The following is a 22420-nucleotide window of genomic DNA, read 5'->3' as shown; positions in this document are numbered from 1 at the left end:
CTAAATTATCATTTAGCTAAATGGAATCATAATCGTTATCCTATATGAAAAAAGGAGATAGTGATTATGACAGAGGAGCAAGCTGTATTTGTAAAGCAAAGAATGCTATCTGTGCTAGATAATGCACAGATGGAGATATTAGTTGAGACTTTAGAGAAGTGCATTGATAACAGTTCGTTTGATGAAGACAGAAATTATCTCGATGATTTTATTGCGGCTAAGAGGATTGAAGGCAGATCAGAGAAAACACTGGAATACTATAAAAATGTTATAGCTAAAACCATTGATAGCATTGGTAAGACCGTAAAGCATATCACAACCGAGGATTTAAGATGGTATTTATCAGATTATCAGGAACGCAAAGGATCTAGTAAGGTCACAATTGATAATATGCGGAGAATCCTTTCGAGTTTCTTTGGATGGCTAGAAGATGAAGAGTTGATTATAAAAAGCCCGGTAAGGCGTATTCACAAAGTTAAAACTAGCAAGGTAATTAAGGAGGCATATACAGATGAGGACCTTGAGAAGATGCGCGACTCCTGCCAAGAAATAAGAGATATAGCATTGATTGATTTTTTAGCTTCAACAGGTATGAGAGTAGGAGAGCTGGTAAAGCTAAATATAGAGGATATAGATTTCACAGAAAGAGAATGTACGGTTCTGGGTAAGGGTGATAAGGAAAGAATAGTTTACTTTGATGTTAGAAGTAAGTTGCATCTAAGGCAGTATCTTAATTCAAGAAATGACAAAAATCCGGCACTTTTTGTTAGTCTGAGCCATCCATATAATCGATTAAAAATCGGGGGTGTGGAGAGTAGATTGAGAAAAATTGGTAGAGATCTTGGAATTGAGAATGTGCATCCGCATAGATTTAGAAGGACATTGGCTACAGTCGCTATAGATAAAGGAATGCCGATAGAACAGTTGCAACAGTTACTTGGGCATCAGCGAATAGATACAACATTGCAATATGCGATGGTTAAACAGAGTAATGTAAAAATAGCTCATAGAAAATATATAGGATGAGGTGAGAAGATTGCATAAGGAATATGAACCATTAGGAAATCACATACAATTGGTAGATGATAGAAATAGGGAAGAAATAACAGATAGAGTGCTGGGAATTAATATTGAAAAGTTTTTTATGCCTTCAGTGGCAAATGTAATTGGAACAGATTTGTCTAAATACAAACTACTGAAAAAAGGTTATTTCGCATGTAATCCTATGCATGTTGGAAGAGATGAAAGACTGCCAATAGCTTTATTCAATGAGGATGAACCAGGTATAGTTTCACCTGCATATTTTATGTTTGAGGTAGTTGATACAGACAGGCTAAATGCAGAATACTTGATGATGTGGTTCAGAAGACCGGAGTTTGATAGACAATGTTGGCTTAGAACGGATGGCTCTGTGCGAGGTGGAATAACTTGGGACGATATATGCAGAATGGAAGTTCCTGTTCCACCTATGGAAAAACAGTTAGAGATAGTTAAAGTCTATAATGCGATAGAGGATAGGATAGAGCTAAAAAAGAAGATAAATGATAATTTAGCGGCTTGAAATGGATGCTGTAACCAAAGAAAGTAAATTGGATAATTTATTGCACTCTGCTTCGTTCTCAATAAGACGTTTGTATAATGGTGAAATTTTTGATTCAAAATCTAATAAAACGTTCTTATCAGGAAGAATAAGAGGTATTGATCTTAATGCATTCAAGCTAACGTATGACTGTGTACTTCCTAACATGAATGAAGCAATATAGTTATTGACAATTGAGCTCTTCAAGTAGGAAAGGATATAGTATCGAATCTCAGGATTTTGGGATGTTCTAAACAGACCTACGTTTTTTATAGCAAAGTCTATATCCTTTTCGGTTATTAACGATATTTGACCAATAGTGCCAATCATGCTGAACAATATATCGCCACATTCAACCTTGCTTCTTTCGTTTGTTTTTTTAAAATCTGCTTCGCTTATGAAATATGCATCGTCTTTATTTAAACTATATGGCAATAGATGTTTAGATGTAATAAGAGGATGACCTACAGCAGTTTGTACTGGAGAATCATGTGTGCCATCTCGTACATCTACTATTTTGTCCATGGTGACTAAATCCCAATTTGAAGGATATTTGCCAAATTCAAAATCTTCATATGATGCACCTTCTTGAACATCATAATCTATAAAATATGATTTGAAGATAGTTTGAATTATATCCTCTAAATTATCATTTATTTTTTTGGCACAAGCAAAACCAATAAAACACTTCGGTACCGTAATTACCGGTAAAACTCCATCTACAGATTGTCTTGAATACTATGGCAATGATATTCCATTTATTAAGACACCCGATATGCATGGAACCCCTTTTGTCACCACAACAGAGTGTTATCTTTCTAAACTAGGTGCAGAAAGCCAGACGAACAAGTATATTCCTGAATTTAGTTTAATAGTTGCCTGTATCGGGGCAAATGCTGGTGAAGTGGCTATAACAACATATCAAGCTCAAACTAATCAGCAGATAAATGCTGCTATAACCGACTATCCCTGTACACTGTATTTTGCAATCAAGGATGCTAGAGAAGAGCTACGTGCATTAGGTGATGGTAGTTCCACAATGCTAAATATTAACAAGTCGTCTTTTGAAAACTTTGAATTACTGCTCCCGTGCAAGGAGGGAATTGTTAAGCTTGAATGCTTGTTACGTTCAGTGTTTGACTATATTCATTTCAATGTTTTAGAAATAAATCTTTTGGAAGAATATAAAGCATTACTCGTTACTACATTAAGCCGCTAAATTATCATTTATAGGAGTGTGGAACATGGAAAATATAACAGTGAAACAACATTATGTTCCACGATTCTTTTAAGTCGCTAAATGGAATCATAATCGTTATCCTATATGAAAAAAGGAGATAGTGATTATGACTTGTAATGATAGGAGTGTGGAACATGGAAAATATAACAGTGAAACAACATTATGTTCCACGATTTTATTTGGAATATTTTGTTGGTGAAGATAGCTTTATACATGTATGGAACGTTGAAAAAAAGAGGTTTATAGTTACTAGACCGAAAGACATATGTCATGAAGATAATTTATATGAGACAGCCTGGGAGCAGGAGAGTCCCGAACTTGGAAAATTTGTTTTGCATAATCAGATCGAAAAGTATTTCTCAAGGTGCGAGGCTGAATTTGCGAATTTGCAGAAGTTGATTCTGGATGTATGTCTCAACGATAAAAATAAGAATGCGCTCATATTACATTCTCAAGAGAAGAAATTATTGCGTAGATTCTTCGCCAATATGTTATTGAGGAATCCTTATACCATGGAAAAACTTGGCGTAGACGGTTCGCTAGATGATCTCGAAGGTAATTCAGAGATAGAAGCTCTTAGAGAAGTGACGAAAGTATTAGGGATTAACGACTTTGATGCATTGGTGCAAATGTCATATAAGAAGGTTGTGCTAATAGATGAAATGCCAGAGTCATATGTTAATGGTGTATGTCATGACTTGGAAGATGTTGCTCTGGAGTTTTTCTATTCCAAAGATGGTGGATTTATAACTGCAGATTTTCCGGTTTCTTTTGGAAGAGATTCTGAGATTAAGGATGGAAGTATACAGACAGCATATTTTCCACTATCGCCCAAAGTTGCAGTGCTGTGGGGAAATTATGGGGATTTGAGAAAACGAAGCAATAGAGTTGTTGAAATTGATATGGAATCGGTAATTGATTTTAATAAAACTTTTTTAAAAGGAAATGCCGGTAGATATAAGTATGTGTTTGCGGATTGCCAAGAAGCACTTGAAGCATGCATTGAATAGGAGGGAATTTACATGGCAAATTTCAATGAACATGCATTAGAAATGTCCATAATGAAACTCTTGGAAGACAAGGGTTACACTCATCGGACAGGCAATGAACTGGTACGTAAGAAGACCGAAGTTTTGTTGGTAGATGATCTGAGAGATTATTTGCGTACCCGTTATGCTGATGTTGAAATTACAGAAGGTGAGATTGACAGCATTATTTTGTCATTGCGAACAGTAGGAGGCTCCTTATATGAGGCAAACAGGGCTGTTATGTCAATGATAATTGATGGCTTTGTGTTTAACAGAGAAGATCCTACAAAAAAGGATATTTATATTGAACTGATAAACTATGATGAGCATGAGAAGAACAATTTCAAGATTGTTAATCAGCTGGAGATTGAGGGATATAATTATCAAATACGTATCCCAGATGGAATCATATATGTAAATGGTCTTCCGTTAGTTGTCCTGGAGTTCAAAACGGCAATACAGGAAAACACAACTATAATGGATGCATATACACAGCTTACTGTGCGCTACAAGCGAGATATTCCTGAGATTTTTAGGTACAATGCTTTTGTAGTTATATGTGACGGAGCCAATAGTAAGTATGGCTCTCTGTTCACTCCGTATGAGTTCTTCTATGCATGGCGCAAAGTTAATGATAACGATCCAGAAATGGATGGAATAAATTCACTGTTTACCATGGTAGATGGTCTGCTTGAGAAGAGCAGGCTTCTTTCTGTTATTAAAAACTTCATTTATTTCCCAGATATATCAAATAAAGAATTAAAGGTTGTTTGTAGATATCCACAGTTTTTTGCTGCAAATAATCTTTATGAAAATATAAAGAAGCACATGAAACCTGAGGGAGATGGTAAGGGAGGAACTTATTTCGGAACCACGGGTTGTGGAAAGAGCTACACGATGCTCTTTTTAGCAAGAATGTTGATGAAGAGTAGTTATTTCAAAAATCCTACTATACTGCTTATAACAGATAGAACTGACTTGGATGATCAGCTTTCTAAGCAGTTTGTTTCTTCAAAGGAATATATTGGTGACAACAATGTTGTTAGCATAGATACAAGAGATGAACTTCGAAATGAACTACAGGGAAAACCAAGTGGAGGGGTTTATCTTACCACCATCCAGAAGTTTACAGAAGATACGCAGCTCCTTACAGATAGATCAAATGTTATATGTATTTCTGACGAGGCACATAGATCTCAGGTTAACCTTGACATGAAAGTAAAGATTACTGAGGATGGAGTTAATCGTACATATGGGTTTGCAAAGTACTTACATGATTCTTTACCAAATGCTACATATGTGGGATTCACAGGAACACCTATTGATGCGACTCTTGAGGTGTTTGGGGATATAGTTGGTCATCCATATACAATGACAGAAGCTGTTAAGGATGAGATAACAGTTAATCTTGTTTATGATGGCCGAGCAGCGAAGGTTACGCTTAGAGATGATAAGCTTCGTGAAATTGAGGAATACTATGACAAGTGTGCAACCCTTGGAGCATCGGAAGAACAAATTGAAGAAAGCCAAAAGGCAGTAGCGCATCTTGATGTTATTATTGGTGATCCTGACAGGCTTAAGGCAGTAGCTAAGGACTTTGTTGCACATTATGAAAAGAGAGTTGAGGAAGGTTCTACCGTAGCCGGAAAAGCCATGTTTGTTTGCGCAAACAGGTTTATTGCCTATGCTTTTTATTTGAATCTTATAGAACTTCGTCCAGAATGGAAAGAAAAGAGAAAGGCTCCTGAAGGAGTTGAGCTTTCTGAGAAGGACGAAGAAGAGCTTAAGCCTATTGAAAAAGTAAAGCTTGTAATGACAAGAAACAAAGATGATGAAAAAGAACTTTACGATATGCTTGGCACAAAAGAAGACAGAAAAGAACTGGATAGACAGTTCAAAAATGTAAAGTCTAATTTCAAAATTGCGATTGTCGTAGATATGTGGCTTACAGGTTTTGATGTGCCATGTCTTGATACAATTTATATTGATAAGCCTATTCAGCAGCATACACTTATCCAGACAATTTCAAGAGTAAACCGTGTATATGAAGGTAAGGATAGGGGCCTTATAGTTGACTATATTGGCATAAAAAAGAATATGAACCTGGCTCTTCGTAAGTATACAAACTTTGAAAAGCAGGAGTTCGATAATATAGAGCAGGCTGTAACCATTGTGCTGGATGAAATTGATGTGCTTGATAGCATGTTCTGCAATTTTAATTCGGATGATTTCTTTAATGGAGATCCGTTGCAACAACTTAACTGTTTGAACAGAGCTGTAGAATATGTTCAGCAGACAGAAGAATTAGAATTGCGTTTTATGGCAGCTGTTAGAAAGATGAAGAAGGCCTTCAATTTGTGCAGTGCAAGTGAAACCTTTACTGATGATGATATAGAGAAAATCCATTTTTATCAGGCGGTAAGATCAGTTCTTTACAAGCTTACAAAAGGTGAGGCTCCCGATACTGAGCAGATGAATATGAAAGTCAGAAAGCTTCTTGAAGGCGCAATACAGTCTGATGGTATAGAGGAGCTTTTTGAGACTGGTAAACATATCGATTTTGATATCTTTAGTGATGAATATATGGCTCGTATAGAAAAAATCAATTTGCCAAACACAAAGATAAAAGCATTGCAGCGATTATTAACTTATGCAATAGAGGAGTTCCAGAGAGTAAACAAGATTAAGAGTATAGAGTTTGCAGATCGAATGAAGCAAGTGGTTGATACATATAATAACAGACGTAAAGATGAGGCCTTTGCAAATGAAGTCCTTGATGATGTGGCAAATCAGCTTGCAAATCTCATTCATGAGCTTAAGAACGAGAAAAATTCTTTTGAGGCTATGGGAATAGACTATGAGGAAAAGGCGTTCTATGACATTTTATCTGCTGTAGCAAAGAAGTATGAGTTTGAATATCCGGAAGATAAAATGATTGAATTGTCGAAGGAAATAAAGGTTGTAGTTGAGGATAAGGCTAAATACCCGGATTTTTCGACAAGAGAAGATATAAAGGCAAATCTTCAGGTGGATTTAATCTTGCTTTTGGATAAGTATGATTATCCGCCAGTAACAATTGATGATGTATACAAGGAAGTATTGGAGCAGGCAGAGAATTTTAAGAAATATCAAGGATAAAATTGGGAGAATAACACAATGGCACCGGCGAAAGACGCTATGAATGTTGCTGAATCATTAGCGCAGCTTTCGGAATCATCTAAGAAAGTTGTTGAACAGATTAATATTGATGGTATGATATCAGCATTAAAAATTGTGGCAGAGCGGATAAAACCATTGGAAGGTTTACAAGGTAATCTAAACAGCGCATTAAAGGTTGCTCAGGTGCAAATGAATGTTCAGCCTGCTATTTCTGAAATGATGAGCCAACAGTACATTGCTGCGCAGGTATTTAGCAACGGAGAAGTAGCTAAGCAGTTGGTAAATATTCAATCAGCGGCTGCTGTGATGGCAAGTTTGCCGACCGCTACGCAGATGTTAAAAGATGTACAGTCTGGCTTGGAAAGTTTAAATATTGCAGCATGTGTAAATGCTTTCAAAAAACTCTGGATAGTACATCAATTGCAATGGCAGATGTGTCGTTTATTAAGACTGCTGATTGGATGAAAAGTATTAGGCCAGAGTTGGTTATGCCGGCTGGATTTGTATCAGCTATTTCAGAGCTAAATAAATCGAGTGTAGAACGACTAACATATAACAATAATATTGTATATAAAAGTGATGAGAGAAAATTCGTTAGCGTAATCAATAAAACCGATTATGCTAATGCAAGAGAATTAAACATTATATGTAAGAGCGAAGATTTATTTTAAATAGCTAATTCAGAAGAAGTCTTTAATGAAAACGAACTTATGAATTTCATGACTTTTTTGGATGAAATGCCGATGCTTGCAATGCAGAATGAAGTTGGAAAGAAGATATATAGACTAATATGCAATTTTCCGTTACAGATGGGGTTTGATTGTAGAGCGTATTATCATTGCAGAACGCATTTAAAAGATGAACCTCCATATGTTTGGGAACAAATGAAAAAAGCGCCTTACGGAGTAACTGGACCAGGAAGATATAATCATGCGGGGCAGGCGTATTTCTATTTTTCAGACATGAAGATTGGTGCTGAAACAGAAATTTATAAGCATATGTCTACACAAGATAAGGAAAAAAAGGTTTTACAAACTGTTAAGGTGGGTGTTTCTGAAAATGCAAATCTTATAGATTTATCTGCGAAGAATCTGAGAGGATTAAATACGTTACTTAAATTTATAAGGTTTCCTTTAAATGATACTGGAAATAATCCAAGAGTATATTTGATTCCGTCATTTATTTCAATGTGCTGTAAGAACGCTGGAATAGATGGTATAAAATATTATGGTGGAAAAGAGTACTCCCATTATGTTACGTGGGATGATGGTTATTATAACTTTATCGAAAATGTATAATGGCATGCTTTAGAGAGTCTTTATAACAGGAGGTTCATGATGGACATAGAAAACACAAAGGATTTACGCATATGGATAGATAAAGGAGAGGTTTCTGATAATGAAAAGGCGGATATAGAAGTAATTATAAAGGCTTTTTCGGATTATATGACTGCTGTCGATCCAGAGTATCAGTATAATAAAACATTTTTAAAAGATTTTATACCGTCATTTATTATGAGCAATAAAATGCTAAATACTAAGAAGGCCTTTTTGGACACACTCATCGATTCGCTTAATGATTATAAAGAAAAACTGAAGATTGAAATTGATAATGCATGGAAATACGACGGAACTAAAGATAGCGTAATTCTTGCAAATTTTTTTGATAAATCAAAGGTTAATTCGGGGAAACTGTATTACCAGATTAATTATATTGATGAAAAATCTTTTGTTTTAGCAGGAAGTATAAAAACGGAAAAGCTAGATAAGGATATAGATAAAGTAATTGAGGAGGTTGTAGATCTGTTTTTGAGCAGACTTAATGAAAACGATGAGAACTGACAACTATAGAGAACGTTTATTTGATAATCGTAACATCTTTTTAGCACTATATTCTGTTCATTCATATATAGTAAATCAAGAGCTTCTTACGCAAGATGATAAAAAGGAGTTTGAAGCATTAAGAGATATTTTTGATAAGGAAAATATTAATCAGTGGATTGATAGAGTTCACAATCGATTGATTGATCTTGTTGATGGCGATGAGTTTTTGCAGGCAAAGGTATATTTTAAGCCCAAAAAGTATGAAGATGGGGCGGTATTTAGACCACTGCATCATTCGAGTTTACTTGATCAGATTACGGCTGTGGCTATGCTGAATCTTTTGATATATGACTTTGATGAAGAGAATAAGGTTGGAATGTCTGACTTGAGTCGGCTTATTCCACATAATTTTTACGGAAATAGGGTGGCTTATGACATAGAACATCTTTTTATACCATGGGAGATTCAATATAAAAAATATAATAAGATTGCTAATGATAATTATAGAAAGTACCATGAAAACCTGGAATATAAATGGGAAGTAGATTTGGACTTAAAAAACTTTTTCCCTTCGGTTAATCCATCAGTTTTGTATGGATATATTGCTGATAAGTTGCCGGTTAATCTATCAGATGATAATAGAAAAACAATACTAAAAATACTTGAAAAATTAATTTTTGTTGAAATTGAGAAATTAGACGAAGATGATTTAAAAAGGTATAGGGGAGAAGAGAAAAGTTTTTCTTGTAGATTTGCACAGGGCATTCCACAAGGCCTGCCACAAAGCTACTTTTTGGCGAATTTATTAATGATTGAAATCGAAAAACAGTATAAAAGGGTATTTCCAAAATCGGAAATGTTTTTTTATGTTGATGATTCCGTTATTTTCACAAATGAAATAAGAAATGAAGCAGATTTAAGCAAAAGTATTGAAACACTTAATAAGTCTATTAAAACATGGCTTAATAAAGGAATGAAACAAAAACCTGAAGGATTATCCGAAGAATTGTTTCGTTACGTAAAAGATCGTGAATCAAGTTATGGTATTGAAATACATGAACCTGGTGAAAAGAGTACAGCTTCAAATATTTCTAACAGTAGACCGTCAGAGATATATTTGAATTGTATCGGAAGAGAAACTTCTAAAACTTCATTTGAGTTAAATACTAGTTATTCAGATGAGGAAAATATGGTTCTCCTACATAAAACAGAAAAATTAAAACTGGCAGTAGAAAAGGAACTCGACGATGTTAAGAAACAATTAAAGTCTGCAAAAGATGATGAGAAAATTGGACTTGAGGCATATAAGAAGAAGCTAATTCGGTATAGAAAATTCTTTAAGTACAGGAATTATGAATTGTCTATTAGAGCGAATGGTATTGATGAAGAAAACAAAACTGATTTTTTAGAGACATTGAAAGACGTTGTTAATAATAAAAGGTTAGATTTATTCTTCGAAAGTTTCACAGAAGATATTTTCTCAGCGTTATTAAGCCTCGTTTTACGAGAGATGACTAATGCTGGTGATAAAATAAGTGAATTACTTGATTTGATTATTCAGCTAAACTATTTATTGTTTGAAGGCGATAATAAGAAAACATCTTACCTTTATCAAGCTTTTTCAAAACACTTTGATGATAAAAAAGAAGTTAATACTGAGGATATAAAGTATTTGTCGCTCAAGAAGCAAGTGACTAATCAGATGCTGTTTTTCCAAAAGAAAAAGGATGATTTTCGAAGAAATCATATGGAAAAAGAGCTTATAGAGGCAAAAGGAAAAAGTATATTAGAAACAAAGATGGATGATGATTTTGTTAATATGGTTGGCTTAGTTGATGCAAATTCATCGTCTATTCGTAGAATGCTGTTAAATGCATATATATCCGGAATACTTGGCTTTGAGATTAGCGATGAGTATTTATTGCATAAAAAAGTTAATCGGAAAATTACGTATGCAGAGTTAAGAATCCTTGAAATGCTGCGCTCAAAAAAATTTAAAGATAAAATCTTTTTTGATTTATTAGATAGTTTTTTAGATGAGGAATTCGATTGTGCTGTGGATTACTCTATTTTTCAAGTGCTTGGTTATTTTAGGACATATGTGTCAGAGATAGATAGATTAGATAATCTTATTTTGATTCACAAATATGCATGTGATATATGGAAAAATGGATCTAAGCATCTTTATTTTTATACGTTACACAACCAAGAACATGCTGTAGATTTGGTACAAAATACTGTAAAACTGGTAAGGGCAATAGATTATATAGATATTAAGAAGAATGATTATTATATCTTATTTATTGCTTGTTATTTACATGATATCTCAATGGTGACGTTTCCATTTTTGGATTCTATTCAAGATAATAGCTATGAGAGCGACGAAATATATACCAACTTCATTAACGATATAAGGAAAAGTTTGGACGATGACAATTTGTCTGATAAATCGGTAAAAAAATTGATTAAAGACTACTATCTTAAGGTTGATGAGTTTTATGAAAATCGCGTACGTTCTAATCACGCTAAGGATAGTGCGAGAGAGATAAGGAGCCGTAAAGAATTATCGTTTATAGATGCGGCATTAAGAGAAATCGTTGCAGAGGTTTCTGAAGCTCATGGATATAACATTGCGGATATCTATTATAAAAAGTCATCTGCAAAAAGTCAGAATTGGAGTGAGAAGTACACAAAAATATTGCTGCGACTTGCTGATTTACTTGATATGAGTAATTATAGAGTTTCTAGGGTGATTTTAAACCATAATATAAACAACATGGGGGAAGTTTCGAGATTTCACTGGCTCTCTCATATGGTTACCAAAGGCTATAGCTTAGATGTTCAGTATGACTTGAAGAAAGGAATAAATGAGAACTATTTAAGTAAGGAAAGCATTGTTGAAATAATTCAGCTAATAGTTTATGTTGACTTACCTCAGTTTACTAAAGTGACGTCTCCACGCTGTGATGAGATGAACCTTATTAAAACAAATGGTGAGGAGATAGTGCTTGAATGTGGCTCCGGATGTCAGGGCAAAATAGATTGTAACTTTTTATGCAAATGGTTTTCTACCAAGAATAATTATTTATTTACAGAATTGGATGCTTTAAGAAAATATTTAAAATCCGTTCCGGATAATTATTTTGATACAAGAATAGAAGTAATTATTAAGACATCGGGCAAAAGTGTTTTGAATGCGGAACAATTTTCATATCTTAAGGATTTTGTTGATGCGAGATAGGGGTGACACATCATGTACCAACCCGACTACGACTTAGCCGCATCTCATTGGATAGAGCGTGACCGCGACTCTGTTCATATGGAGCCAGCTGCTTTAAAAGAAAAGATTGAAAGCTTCATCGGAGCACATAATACTTGTGCGCTGGCGACGGCTTCAGCGGACATGGTGCGCAATACACCGATTGAATATAACTTTGTGGAGGGTTGCTTTTGTTTTTTTCCGAAGGTGGACTGAAGTTTAAGGGCCTGAAGGCGAATAAGAATGTGGGTATTGCCATCTTCGAACCATATGGGGGAATCGGTCAGCTGAAGAGTTTGTAGGTGCAGGGGGAGGCTGTCATGGTGGAGCCTTTTTCAGATGAATATCTGATGCTGATGGAGCACAAGAAGATTCCAGTGGAAGCCATGAAGAAGTTGCCGCAGGCCATGAACTTGATCAAGGTGGTGCCGACAACTTATGACTATCTGGATTCTGATTTGAAGAAGGACGGCTTCGGAAGCAGGCAGCATTGGGAGGTTTAGGTCACTTGCGATCACGAGGAGACCAGAAGTTTTTTGCTCATTTATAGATACGCCAGTAGCAATTAAGGTTTTAGGCTTGGCCTAACGCGCACGACATAGGAAGTGCGGAAGATGCATAATGAGGAAACTTTTAGGTTGTACCTTTATGCGTATCCTGTTACTTACTTTTTAAGTGAAGTAACGGAGTATCCGCACATATTGCAATATTGTTATTAGTGTAGGACTCTTTGGACATTCTGGTGATCAATAAGTCTGGGATGGCATGGATGAAGGTACTCTTACCAAGACGAAGGAAATGCTGGATGATATGCATAAACGGAAGATTGATATGGCAGATTCAATTTACGTTATCAATGTTGGTGGCTATATTGGCGAGAGCACACGTTCTGAAATTGAGTATGCAAAAGCCTATGGCAAAAAAATAATTTTTTTGGAAAGTGTGTGAAAGAAGATGATGAAGGGGAGAGCAAAATGAATATATACTATGAGATGCCTTCAGATGAAATGGATTTTTGGAAGATAAATGATAATAGTCACTTGATATTAATTAAATGGACTAGAAATTTATCAGGTGATTATCAAAAAATGGCAGAAGAATTTTTTAGATGCGGGTATTCGATATTTAATGAAGTGATAGAAAGTGGGCACGATAATATTAAGTCTGATATGTGGTTTTTGCCAGGTATATTTATGCTAAGACAAAGTATTGAACTTTTATTAAAATCATTGATTTGCAGAGTTCATATGCACAAACCAGAAATTCAAGCTGATTTAGTTGAATGCAAGCATAATCTTTATGAACTTTATAAGCGGTATGAAAAAAAAGAATCTTTCCTTTCAAATGAAGAGCATAGTTGGCTTATGCAATATTTATTCTCGTTAGAAGAAGTTGATGAAAAATCTGATGTCTTTCGATTTCCGTTTGAGGATGATTTTCTATCACAGTATAGAGATAAATTTTTAGATAATGTAGATGTAGCAAATAATATGCTCCAAGCATATGCATTAGTTAAGAAGTGTTTCAATAAGGGAGTGTTTGATGCTGGGGACACTTTTTATAGTGAGTTCAAACCACAATTTTTAATTTTTGCTAATCATGGAATTGGAAATTGTTATTTGTGGCAAGCTCCATCAGATGATGGATTTCACGCAAAGGTAGTTGGGTATTTGGAGTCAATAGATTATCTATATAATGATGATTCTTTGGATATTAATACTAAGTTTTATCCCTTGATGTTCATGTATAGGAATACAATAGAACTGTGCTTGAAACGATACTTTTATAAAAGAATAGATGATGGGATTCCGGAAAAAATTTTTTGGTCTAAGCGTAAGAGTCATTTACTAAAAAGGGATTTATGGAAATATGTAAAACCTCTTATTGAACGATATACAGAGAGTATAAATGATTCTGATGATATGATAAAAATTGTTGAAAAGCAGATAAGGTTTATTAGTTTGATAGATAAAAATGGTGATACGTTCCGTTATCCAACTTCATATAGCTTGGAATATAAGTTCGACGATGTAGTCTTGGATTATGATAATGCATATTGCTATTATAGGAGCTTGATTAACTTTTTGGATGGAGTCGATATCTTAATTGAAAATGATATTGAGTTACAAAATGAACTAAGGGCTGAATAGGAAGCAGAATTAAGAGTAGAGATGGATTCCTACTATTGATTTAGAAAGGGGGAATATATTTTGAAGAATTCTGCAGATAGAATGAATTATATTGCAGAGTATATTGCATCATATAAAAATAAGATTGAGCTCTTGAATAAGCAAGGGCTTTTTGATAATGCAACTTTATTTGAACTATTTGCTGAAAAGGTATGTGCATTATGGTTCGGACAGGCATTTTATAATTTAAATGTTGATAAAGCTAATTATCCATACGTGGATTTGATATCAGAAGATGGGAATATTTTTATTCAAGTAAGTACTAATAAAGATATACCAACGAAAATTAAATCTACTTTAGAAAAAATTAGAGATCGTAATAAACCAGAAAGCAAATCTATCTCATACGTCTATTTTTTTGTGCTGGGAAATGAATCACAGAAAAGGGTTAAAGACTTTTCAGGAAAAGATAAAATAGGCAATATCGAATTCAATGCAGCAGAAAATTTAATAACCGCAGATAGAGTTCTTAATAAGGCAAAAAATGAGCTGGATTTTCAAATTGCTTTATACGATTTATTAAAAAAAGATTCAGAGGCAATCAAGAATATTGCAGATAGGTTAGCTGTAATAATGAATACCAGCAAAGAATTGATGGATTTGAATATTGATGGACTTATTAATGGTGAATATGAAATAGACCGTACAAATATTATTGAAAAGATAAAGGCTTGTGATTCTAAATATATTTTTATTGATGGAACTGCTGGATCTGGTAAATCTGCTTTATGCAAGAAGCTATTGCAAGATAATGAGTATGTTCTGTACGTTAGAGCTGAAAAGATTGCTGATGTCAATTCTATTGATGAATTATGGAATATTAATCTGGAAGAGTCTCTAAAGCTTTTAAATGGCAAGAGGCTGATTATTTATATTGATGCTTTGGAATTTATAGCTGATCTTCCAAAAACAAAAATGGATATACTTCAAGAGCTATATATTGTAGCTTCAAAGCATAAGGATGTATTTGTACTTTCATCATGTAGAACAAGTGATAAAGCGGCATTTCTTAAAATTGAGAACATGTTTTCAGTAAAAAACTTTACGGTTGATTTATTGAATGATGTTCAGCTGAGCAGAGTTTGTGAAAAATACAATGTAATTAAGACTTTAGCAAAGCAAAATGGTTATTCACAATTATTAAGGACACCTTTTTATTTGAATTTGATTATAAGTAAAGTGAAAAATCCTAATGAAATTTCGGATATTAACGAGTTTAGAAATTTAGTATGGGAAAAGGTTATATGCTTAGATGGTATCGATTTACCAAGAAATATTCAGAAAAAAGATGTCCAAAATGCAGTAATATCAATAGTTACTAAAAGAGCAACAGATTTTTTGACCGGTATATATATTGATGAAGTAGGCACAGAGATTTTTAAGATATTGCAGTCGCATGGAATTATTACAATGTGCGACGAAAATAGAATTCGTCTAAAATATGACATTTTTGAAGACATTTGTTTTGAAAAAATGCTTGATAAGTATTACGTGGATTGCAGGGGAGATTATTCTGTATTTTTTTCTAATGTAAATTCACTAGGAAAGTGTTCGTATAGAAGGTATCAGATATGGATTGAGAATAAGCTTTTTACAAAGAATAATAGAGAAGCTTTTCTCTATTCTATTTTAAATACAGAGTCAACTCCAGAAGATTGGAAGTATCAGACTATAATAGGAATTGTTAAATCTGATTTTTGTTCAGAATTTTTCTCTGAGCATGAATTACAACTATCCTTTAACGTGCTAAATGAGTTTATAAAGCTAACAAATTTGTTTGCGTTTGAAGCCAGTATCATTCCACTGAAATACGATAACGTTTATTTGAAACACAAGCCAATTGGCAAAGGTAGAGAGAATCTTATAAAAATTGTATTCAAGAGTAATAAGTATAAGGAGAAGGATTTATTACAATATATAGAAAAACTATGTATAGATTATCCAGGCACAAGTGACATAGATCCGGAAGCTGCAAGGTGTGCATGTATTATTTTGGAATACTTTCTAGAAGAAGCCATGAAACAGGAGAAAGCAGATTATTATGTTGATGAAAATCGATTAACAAAATATCTTTCGGCTATATATTGTATGGCAGAATATTCAATAGAATGGATTAGAAGTTTTTGGAACAGCATTTCAGAGGACTATTTGAGTAGGGATCGCAAAAGGGGACATATAGCAGATATAATTATCAAATATACAATGAAAAACACTACAGTTGGATTAGCTAAATATTTGCCAAATGAATTATGTAATCTTGCTGATGTGTATTGGTTTACAAAGAGAAGAATTGACGAGAATTCATTTATATATCGCGGTATAGATGATGATATAAATGAGAAAATGGGTTTTTCGGAAAAGGGAAGCTCATATCATTTTGATTTTGAAAAAATAACCGATAACAGCTTTCTTTATATGATTTGTACATACGGTTATTGGATTGCTTTAGATTGGTTAATTGAAAAGACCAATTATATTACTTTGCAGCTGCAAGAACACAATAAGGAAGCTGTAGATGAATTGGAACTGTTGATAAATGGAATTGATGAAAAGAAAAAGTATTTTTATAATCCAGAGTTTTGGCTTGTTGGCTCCCAAGAAAACAGAGTTCATACTTTGATAAGTGATGCAATCTATATTTTTTCTGATACTACTATAGTCTTTATGAAAGCACTGACGGTATCTGAAAGAATAGATTTCTTGTCAAAAATCAAACGACAAATATTGGAAAAGTCTAACAATATTATGCCGCTTACTATAATAGATAGAATGGGGTGTGAATATAGTAAGAGTATTCCTGGTTACGCTATTTGTTTAGCAAGTAGTATGGAGCTGATTTACTTAGATATGCAGAGAGCTTCACAGTTACGTCCGAATGCGGAAAGAGATCTTTTAGAAAAACAATTATTGCTTACAGTAGGTATACCGGAATTAAAGAAGAGATACATATTTGATTCTAAAAAGGTTAGTACTTTGCAGGAATACATGTGTAATATGCAGTTGATTTCAGATAAGGAGTTAAACGATAGAATATATGAAATCTTAGATTATTTATATTTTAAGTATCCGAATTGTGGAGATACAGCAAACTGTAATCTACAAGTACAAAAAATGGACTTAAGAAGATTTCAGATAAAACATGTAACTAATGATATTTATGCTTTGGAACCAGAAATAGAGGGGGAAGCAAAGAAAATAGTTGTGGAAAACGAGAAAAGCAATTATGTGGTAAGTCAAGCTGAGTTTGGAGATATTATTACATCTGTAGCAGAGGCATTGAATAATCAATCGCTTTCTACAGATGATTGTGTTGCTGCCATTGACCAAATGCTTAATTTGAGCAAAAAGGCAGATGTGCATTACCAAATTGAAAACTTTACCTATACTTTTATGGCATATGCATTATCTAAAAAAGATCTTTCATTTGAGAAAAGATCAAAATATTGCGATATATGGCTTAATGGTGTAGAAAGCTTATTCAAAAATGATACATTTTCCTGTGAACCTGTGCTTGCAAAAGTTTTCTTTTCACAAGTAGATAATGAATTAAAAGACGACACATGTAGACGCTTGAAAACTATTATGATTAATTGTCTTTTGTATCGGGGACAACAAGGAATAATTAACCATATGGCGAGGTACCTCAAAGAGTATCTTTGTACAAATAAAATCTTGGCGAAAAAGATTTTTAATACTGTTGTTGCTATTTCAAAAAATGAAATGAAGCAATACAAGTATGATGAAAGTATAATAAGAGATAGAAATAAGGAATATAAATATATCCCTAATCGTCAATCACGCCCGTTTATTTTTAGTGATAAACCAAAGCGAGATAATAAGTATGAAGATAAAAGAAAAGAAGCAATTGAGAAACTTTTATTATCCGATAATGATGTAACATATCAAAACTGGAACATTAGTGATTATAATTTAAGCACTTTATGCTATGTTGCTAACTGCGGATTGGATTTGGACGATGATGATTTTAATTCTCTTTTGAATATGATTTTAATTGAAATAATTGATGTTATTCATGAAGTAAGAGATTATCATGAGTTTTTAGATGTCTATGCAATATCTGAAGTTGAAGGATTTTTCGAAAAGAAGTTATCATATGATGATAATTACGACAAAGCGTTAAGTATTTTATTTGATAACGTCGATTTTGAAAAATTTAAATATGAAAGTTTTAAAATGTATAAGAAAATTGCTGGAATGGTGATGTGTACTTATTTTGATTCATACAATAATGAAAGAGCAAGAAAAAGATGCCAATGTGTCATAGAGAGTATTGAGGAGAAATTGCAGACAATAAAAGTAGAATATGCAAGAAAAGAATTGACAGGGATGCTATTACTAACTACGGAAGGTATGTATATGGCAGATTGGAATAAATGCAATTCACATTTTTCATATGCAGATAAAACTTTTCTTAATCAGTTATGGGGAAAGTATGCACATTTGCATTTCAAAGACTATATTATGGTGTTGTATCAGTTTCACATTTCTGAGCTATTGCCACAAGTTCTTATTTCCTTAAGCTCTTGTGTTGACTATTTAAAGGAAGATGAACAAGATTTCAATAAGAAAGTTAGTGAATCGGAATTTGTAATAAATGAAATAATAACTAAGGCATATCTTGATTATAGTGATGAAATCAAGGCTAATCTTGAATTAACTGCCGCATATGAGAATATATTGAAATGTTTAATTGATGCAAATTTAGAATCAGCTGCAGTGCTGTTGGATGATTTTAGAGTTCATTGATGCATATATTTTGTAGCATATACAGTTGGCATTATATTGATGGAATATGGAACTAGGAATGAGTCAGAGACATTTGCTAGATCGTTAATTTGGAGTCACACTGGTAAATAGATATTTTATATGAGTCCGTTTTTAGTGACACTACGTTTTATAAAATTAGTATTATTAAGATTAAGTAAAAACAGTTTAAGCTTAATAAGTCATTAAGGTTAAAAGTAATAGGAGGGTTACTATATGTATTTATCAATGCTTTCTACTGAAAAGAAGTATTTATTTCGAGATTTAGAACTGATAATGTCGAATGTTGATGGAGATTTTTCGCCGGAAGAAAAGAATATTATTGATGCGCATTGTATTGAAATGCATATTGATAATAATAATTACGAGATTGATAACAGACAGGATGGAATTCTAAATCAATTGCAGGAATCATTAACTGAGCAGGAAAGAAGTATTTTTTTTCTTGAGTTAGTTGGAACAGTAATGGCTGATGATGTTTATCCTGATGCAGAGAAGGAATTAATAGGCAAGCTAGCTCAGATTTTGCAGGTGTCAGAAACAAAGGTAAATGAGGCGTTTACTATTATTGCAGAGATGAAATCGGTTTATGCTAAATGTGCAGCATTTATAAAATGATGGAGGAATACTATGAGCAAAAAAGATGATTTGATCAATATTTTGAAAAGGTATTCAATCCATATGTCTACATCTTTTGACTTTTATGTTTATGGAGATTCTTTTTCAAAGCAAATGAATAATGCAATTGCTAAATTTGCAAATGGCGCCAATCCAGATACAGTTATTGGTCTTTATGATACGACTATTTCAGGTAATGGGAAAAAAGGATATTTGTTTACAGAAACAAAGATTTACTATTCCGAGATGTTTAGCAAGCCTCATAAAATCTGGTACGATGACATATATGATGTTTATGTGAAAGAATCAGGGAAGGATGATGCGAAAAATACACTTACGATTATTCTTAATGATGGAGAAAAAGTAGTCGTTATTGATACGCTTATAAATAAGACTCCGTTAATGGATTTTCTAAAATCGGCAAGAGACTATTGTACTGTTACTTCCAATAATTCATCAAAACTAGGATATGAAGAGTCTAAATTTGAAGGCGCTGTTGCTGGAGGTTTAGCTACTGGTGCCTATGGACAAGTCAATAAGCTTTATGATGAAGAAAAATTTCATGCGCGGCAAGGACATGGGTATGCAGCAGAGAGGGCAAATAACTTATATGACAAGCTAACAGGTCATGATGCCAAAATTGTTGGTGACGATAATATTAAAAATGGTGCGGACAGAATTGTAGATGGAGCATATATTCAATCGAAGTATTGTCAGTCTGGACAAGCCTGTATTAATGAATGCTTTGATAAAGAAGGTAAATTTAGGTATTTGGTTGATGGAAAACCAATGCAAATAGAAGTCCCTTCGGACAAGTATGAAGCAGCTGTACAGGCTATGGAAGAAAAAATCAAAGCTGGAAAAGTTCCAGGTGTTTCCGACCCAAAAGAAGCAAAGAATATTGTTCGCAAAGGTCATTTTACGTATGAGCAAGCAAAAAATATTGCAAAAGCTGGTACAGTTGAATCATTAACTTACGATGCCGTAAACGGAGTTATAATAGCGAGTTCTGTATTTGGTGTAACAGCTATTATTACTTTGGCGACAAATCTATGGAACGGAGAAAGTTTTGATAAGTCATTGAAATTGGCAACTTATTCTGGTTTAAAAGTTGGTGGCACAGCTTTTATTACTACTGTTTTGACTAGTCAATTATCAAAAGCTGGATTAAACAGTGCTTTGGTTGGTAGCTCAGAAGCGATTGTAGGAATTTTAGGCCCGAAGGCTTCTGCAATACTTGTAAATGCCTTTAGGAATGGTAGTAATATTTATGGAGCTGCTGCTATGAAGAGTGCAGCAAAGCTTCTTCGTGGGAATGTAATTACGGCTGGAGTAACAGTTGTAGTACTTTCTTCGTTTGATATAGCAAATATTTTTAGAGGCCGCATTTCTGGAAAACAGCTATTTAAGAATTTGACTAATACAGCATCCACAGTCGCTGGTGGAACTGGTGGATGGTTAGGTGGAGCGGCAATTGGTAGCGCGATTCTTCCAGGCGTAGGAACAGTCGTAGGCGGATTAATAGGTTCAATTGCTGCTGGTAGATTGGCAGGAGAAGCTTCAGATGCAATTATAGGTAACTTTATTGAAGATGATGCGGATGAAATGGTTCGTATCATACAAAAACAATTTGAATCACTAGCACAGGATTACTTGCTGAATCAAAAAGAGGCTGAAAAATGCGTTGATCGTTTAGGAGAAAAGCTAGACGGAAAACTTTTGAAGGATATGTTTGCTAGCAAAAATAGAAAAGAATTTGCAAGGAATCTTTTAGTTCCAATTGTAGAAGATGAAACTCAAAAGCGTAAGCATATTGAGGCTGTTCCAGATGAACGAATTGCATTAAGTCTAAAAGAAGTGCTTGAAGATATTTCTGATAGTGCTGAATTGCAGCCAGAGTTTGCATAGGAGAATATGAGTTATGGATATTATGTTGAAAAAGTTGAATGACTATATTCCAGCAAATAAAAAAGGTTTAGTAGAAAAAACAATTGACTTCAATAATAAAGATTTTAATAATCTGCGCGACTCATTACTTGGTGTAGGAACGATTCTTGAAGAAGATTTTGATGATAATATTTATGTATTAAATGTTTCGGCAGGCTTTGCAGGAAAGAACGCGGCTATTGTGGTAGTTATGCTAGAGGAGAATGTGTTAAAGCTTTTAAGCTATGCTAAAGAGGGGCTTATAAATCAACATACTGCAGATGGAGCTGTAAATAGAATTATAAATGCCATCAGTAACTAATATTTAAGAATACAAACCTTACATAGACCAGTACCTCTGGGAATGCCTTTTTTGCCGATATATTGTAAGGCTTTTAGCAATTATACTTACTAATGGTAACTAATAAAGAGGCAGATGAACAAAAGAAAAAATATGAGGAATAAATAAGAATTCAGAAAGAACAATGATTATTCTTGCCTATTTGGTACAAGCATCCTGTAACATCCGGACATTGGTTCCTGCATTATTCGGACGTTAGTTCTTATAACATCCGGACAAGATTCCTGTATCAAGTAGACAAGATGACTTCTACTGTTCAATATACTCTTTTTCGCTTGCGCTGTCATCTGCGTAAGCCGGCATATGTTCGACCGTAGGTCGCCTAGATGGGCCTTTTAGGTTGAAGCGATATGCATTTCGCACGATTCGATCTAAGACCGCATCTGCGATGGTTGGATCCTTGAAAACCGAAGGCCAGTCTTTCACCGGAAGCTGGGCAGATATAGCCACTGA

19 protein-coding genes are annotated in these 22420 nt (G+C 34.0%); 17 read left to right on the top strand and 2 right to left on the bottom strand.

Annotated features, from left to right (window positions below):
• The first annotated feature begins 66 nt into the window (after positions 1 to 66).
• Both xerA and BLS20_RS12535 read left to right on the top strand, forming a co-directional pair.
• Positions 67 to 1026: a site-specific tyrosine recombinase/integron integrase gene (xerA, locus tag BLS20_RS12540; protein ID WP_090174709.1), complete on the top strand. Its 960-nt coding sequence runs from the start codon at positions 67 to 69 to the stop codon at positions 1024 to 1026.
• 10 nt (positions 1027 to 1036) lie between these two features.
• Positions 1037 to 1561: a restriction endonuclease subunit S gene (locus tag BLS20_RS12535; protein ID WP_090174708.1), complete on the top strand. Its 525-nt coding sequence runs from the start codon at positions 1037 to 1039 to the stop codon at positions 1559 to 1561.
• Here the strand turns inward: BLS20_RS12535 and BLS20_RS12530 are convergent.
• Positions 1550 to 2104 carry a restriction endonuclease subunit S gene (locus BLS20_RS12530; protein ID WP_090174707.1) on the bottom strand — a complete coding sequence of 185 codons (555 nt, stop codon included), beginning with the start codon at positions 2102 to 2104 and terminating at the stop codon, positions 1550 to 1552. The genes BLS20_RS12535 and BLS20_RS12530 overlap by 12 nt on opposite strands.
• A 136-nt stretch (positions 2105 to 2240) precedes the next feature.
• Here BLS20_RS12530 and BLS20_RS12525 point away from each other — a divergent pair, with 136 nt between their 5' ends.
• From BLS20_RS12525 to BLS20_RS12455, 15 genes are all read left to right on the top strand, one after another.
• Positions 2241 to 2798 carry a restriction endonuclease subunit S gene (locus BLS20_RS12525; RefSeq protein WP_176762416.1) on the top strand — a complete coding sequence of 186 codons (558 nt, stop codon included), beginning with the start codon at positions 2241 to 2243 and terminating at the stop codon, positions 2796 to 2798.
• Positions 2799 to 2953: 155 nt separating this feature from the next.
• Positions 2954 to 3829 carry a DUF4238 domain-containing protein gene (locus BLS20_RS12520; protein ID WP_176762415.1) on the top strand — a complete coding sequence of 292 codons (876 nt, stop codon included), beginning with the start codon at positions 2954 to 2956 and terminating at the stop codon, positions 3827 to 3829.
• Between the two features lie 12 nt (positions 3830 to 3841).
• Positions 3842 to 6985, top strand: coding sequence for a type I restriction endonuclease subunit R (locus BLS20_RS12515; RefSeq protein WP_090174704.1), 3144 nt, complete (start codon positions 3842 to 3844; stop codon positions 6983 to 6985).
• Positions 6986 to 7003: 18 nt separating this feature from the next.
• Positions 7004 to 7471, top strand: a complete 468-nt coding sequence (locus tag BLS20_RS12510; RefSeq protein ID WP_090174703.1) for a hypothetical protein — start codon at positions 7004 to 7006, stop codon at positions 7469 to 7471.
• 245 nt (positions 7472 to 7716) lie between these two features.
• A complete protein-coding gene (locus BLS20_RS12500) occupies positions 7717 to 8304 on the top strand; it encodes a hypothetical protein (protein WP_090174701.1) in 588 nt (195 codons plus the stop codon).
• A 36-nt stretch (positions 8305 to 8340) separates the two neighbouring features.
• Positions 8341 to 8847, top strand: coding sequence for a hypothetical protein (locus BLS20_RS12495; RefSeq protein ID WP_143010273.1), 507 nt, complete (start codon positions 8341 to 8343; stop codon positions 8845 to 8847).
• Positions 8828 to 12070 (top strand): HD domain-containing protein, encoded by a 3243-nt coding sequence (locus BLS20_RS12490; RefSeq protein WP_090174699.1) that lies wholly within the window; start codon positions 8828 to 8830, stop codon positions 12068 to 12070. The genes BLS20_RS12495 and BLS20_RS12490 overlap by 20 nt, the downstream gene beginning before the upstream one ends.
• 12 nt (positions 12071 to 12082) lie before the next feature.
• Positions 12083 to 12304 carry a pyridoxamine 5'-phosphate oxidase family protein gene (locus BLS20_RS13980; RefSeq protein ID WP_242870586.1) on the top strand — a complete coding sequence of 74 codons (222 nt, stop codon included), beginning with the start codon at positions 12083 to 12085 and terminating at the stop codon, positions 12302 to 12304.
• A 104-nt stretch (positions 12305 to 12408) separates the two neighbouring features.
• Positions 12409 to 12591: a hypothetical protein gene (locus BLS20_RS13975; protein ID WP_242870585.1), complete on the top strand. Its 183-nt coding sequence runs from the start codon at positions 12409 to 12411 to the stop codon at positions 12589 to 12591.
• Between the two features lie 262 nt (positions 12592 to 12853).
• Positions 12854 to 13036 carry a hypothetical protein gene (locus BLS20_RS12480; RefSeq protein ID WP_090174698.1) on the top strand — a complete coding sequence of 61 codons (183 nt, stop codon included), beginning with the start codon at positions 12854 to 12856 and terminating at the stop codon, positions 13034 to 13036.
• Positions 13033 to 14238, top strand: a complete 1206-nt coding sequence (locus BLS20_RS12475) for a hypothetical protein (RefSeq protein ID WP_207645165.1) — start codon at positions 13033 to 13035, stop codon at positions 14236 to 14238. Before BLS20_RS12480 ends, BLS20_RS12475 begins: the two co-directional genes overlap by 4 nt.
• Positions 14239 to 14298: 60 nt before the next feature.
• Positions 14299 to 19044, top strand: coding sequence for an SMEK domain-containing protein (locus tag BLS20_RS12470; RefSeq protein ID WP_090174697.1), 4746 nt, complete (start codon positions 14299 to 14301; stop codon positions 19042 to 19044).
• Between the two features lie 234 nt (positions 19045 to 19278).
• On the top strand, positions 19279 to 19680 hold the full coding sequence (locus BLS20_RS12465) for a tellurite resistance TerB family protein (RefSeq protein WP_090174696.1): 402 nt from the start codon (positions 19279 to 19281) through the stop codon (positions 19678 to 19680).
• A gap of 12 nt (positions 19681 to 19692) precedes the next feature.
• Positions 19693 to 21588, top strand: coding sequence for a hypothetical protein (locus BLS20_RS13810; RefSeq protein ID WP_176762414.1), 1896 nt, complete (start codon positions 19693 to 19695; stop codon positions 21586 to 21588).
• Positions 21589 to 21601: 13 nt separating this feature from the next.
• Positions 21602 to 21928 carry a hypothetical protein gene (locus BLS20_RS12455; protein ID WP_090174695.1) on the top strand — a complete coding sequence of 109 codons (327 nt, stop codon included), beginning with the start codon at positions 21602 to 21604 and terminating at the stop codon, positions 21926 to 21928.
• A 288-nt stretch (positions 21929 to 22216) separates the two neighbouring features.
• On the opposite strand, the gene BLS20_RS12450 is transcribed toward BLS20_RS12455, so the two are convergent.
• The coding region (locus BLS20_RS12450; protein ID WP_176762413.1) for an ATP-binding protein at positions 22217 to 22420 on the bottom strand (204 nt) is incomplete at its 5' end.

This window comes from Eubacterium oxidoreducens (assembly GCF_900104415.1).
Classification (GTDB): Bacteria; Bacillota; Clostridia; order Lachnospirales; family Lachnospiraceae; genus Eubacterium_C; species Eubacterium_C oxidoreducens.
This window is presented reverse-complemented; position numbering and strand designations above follow the sequence as displayed.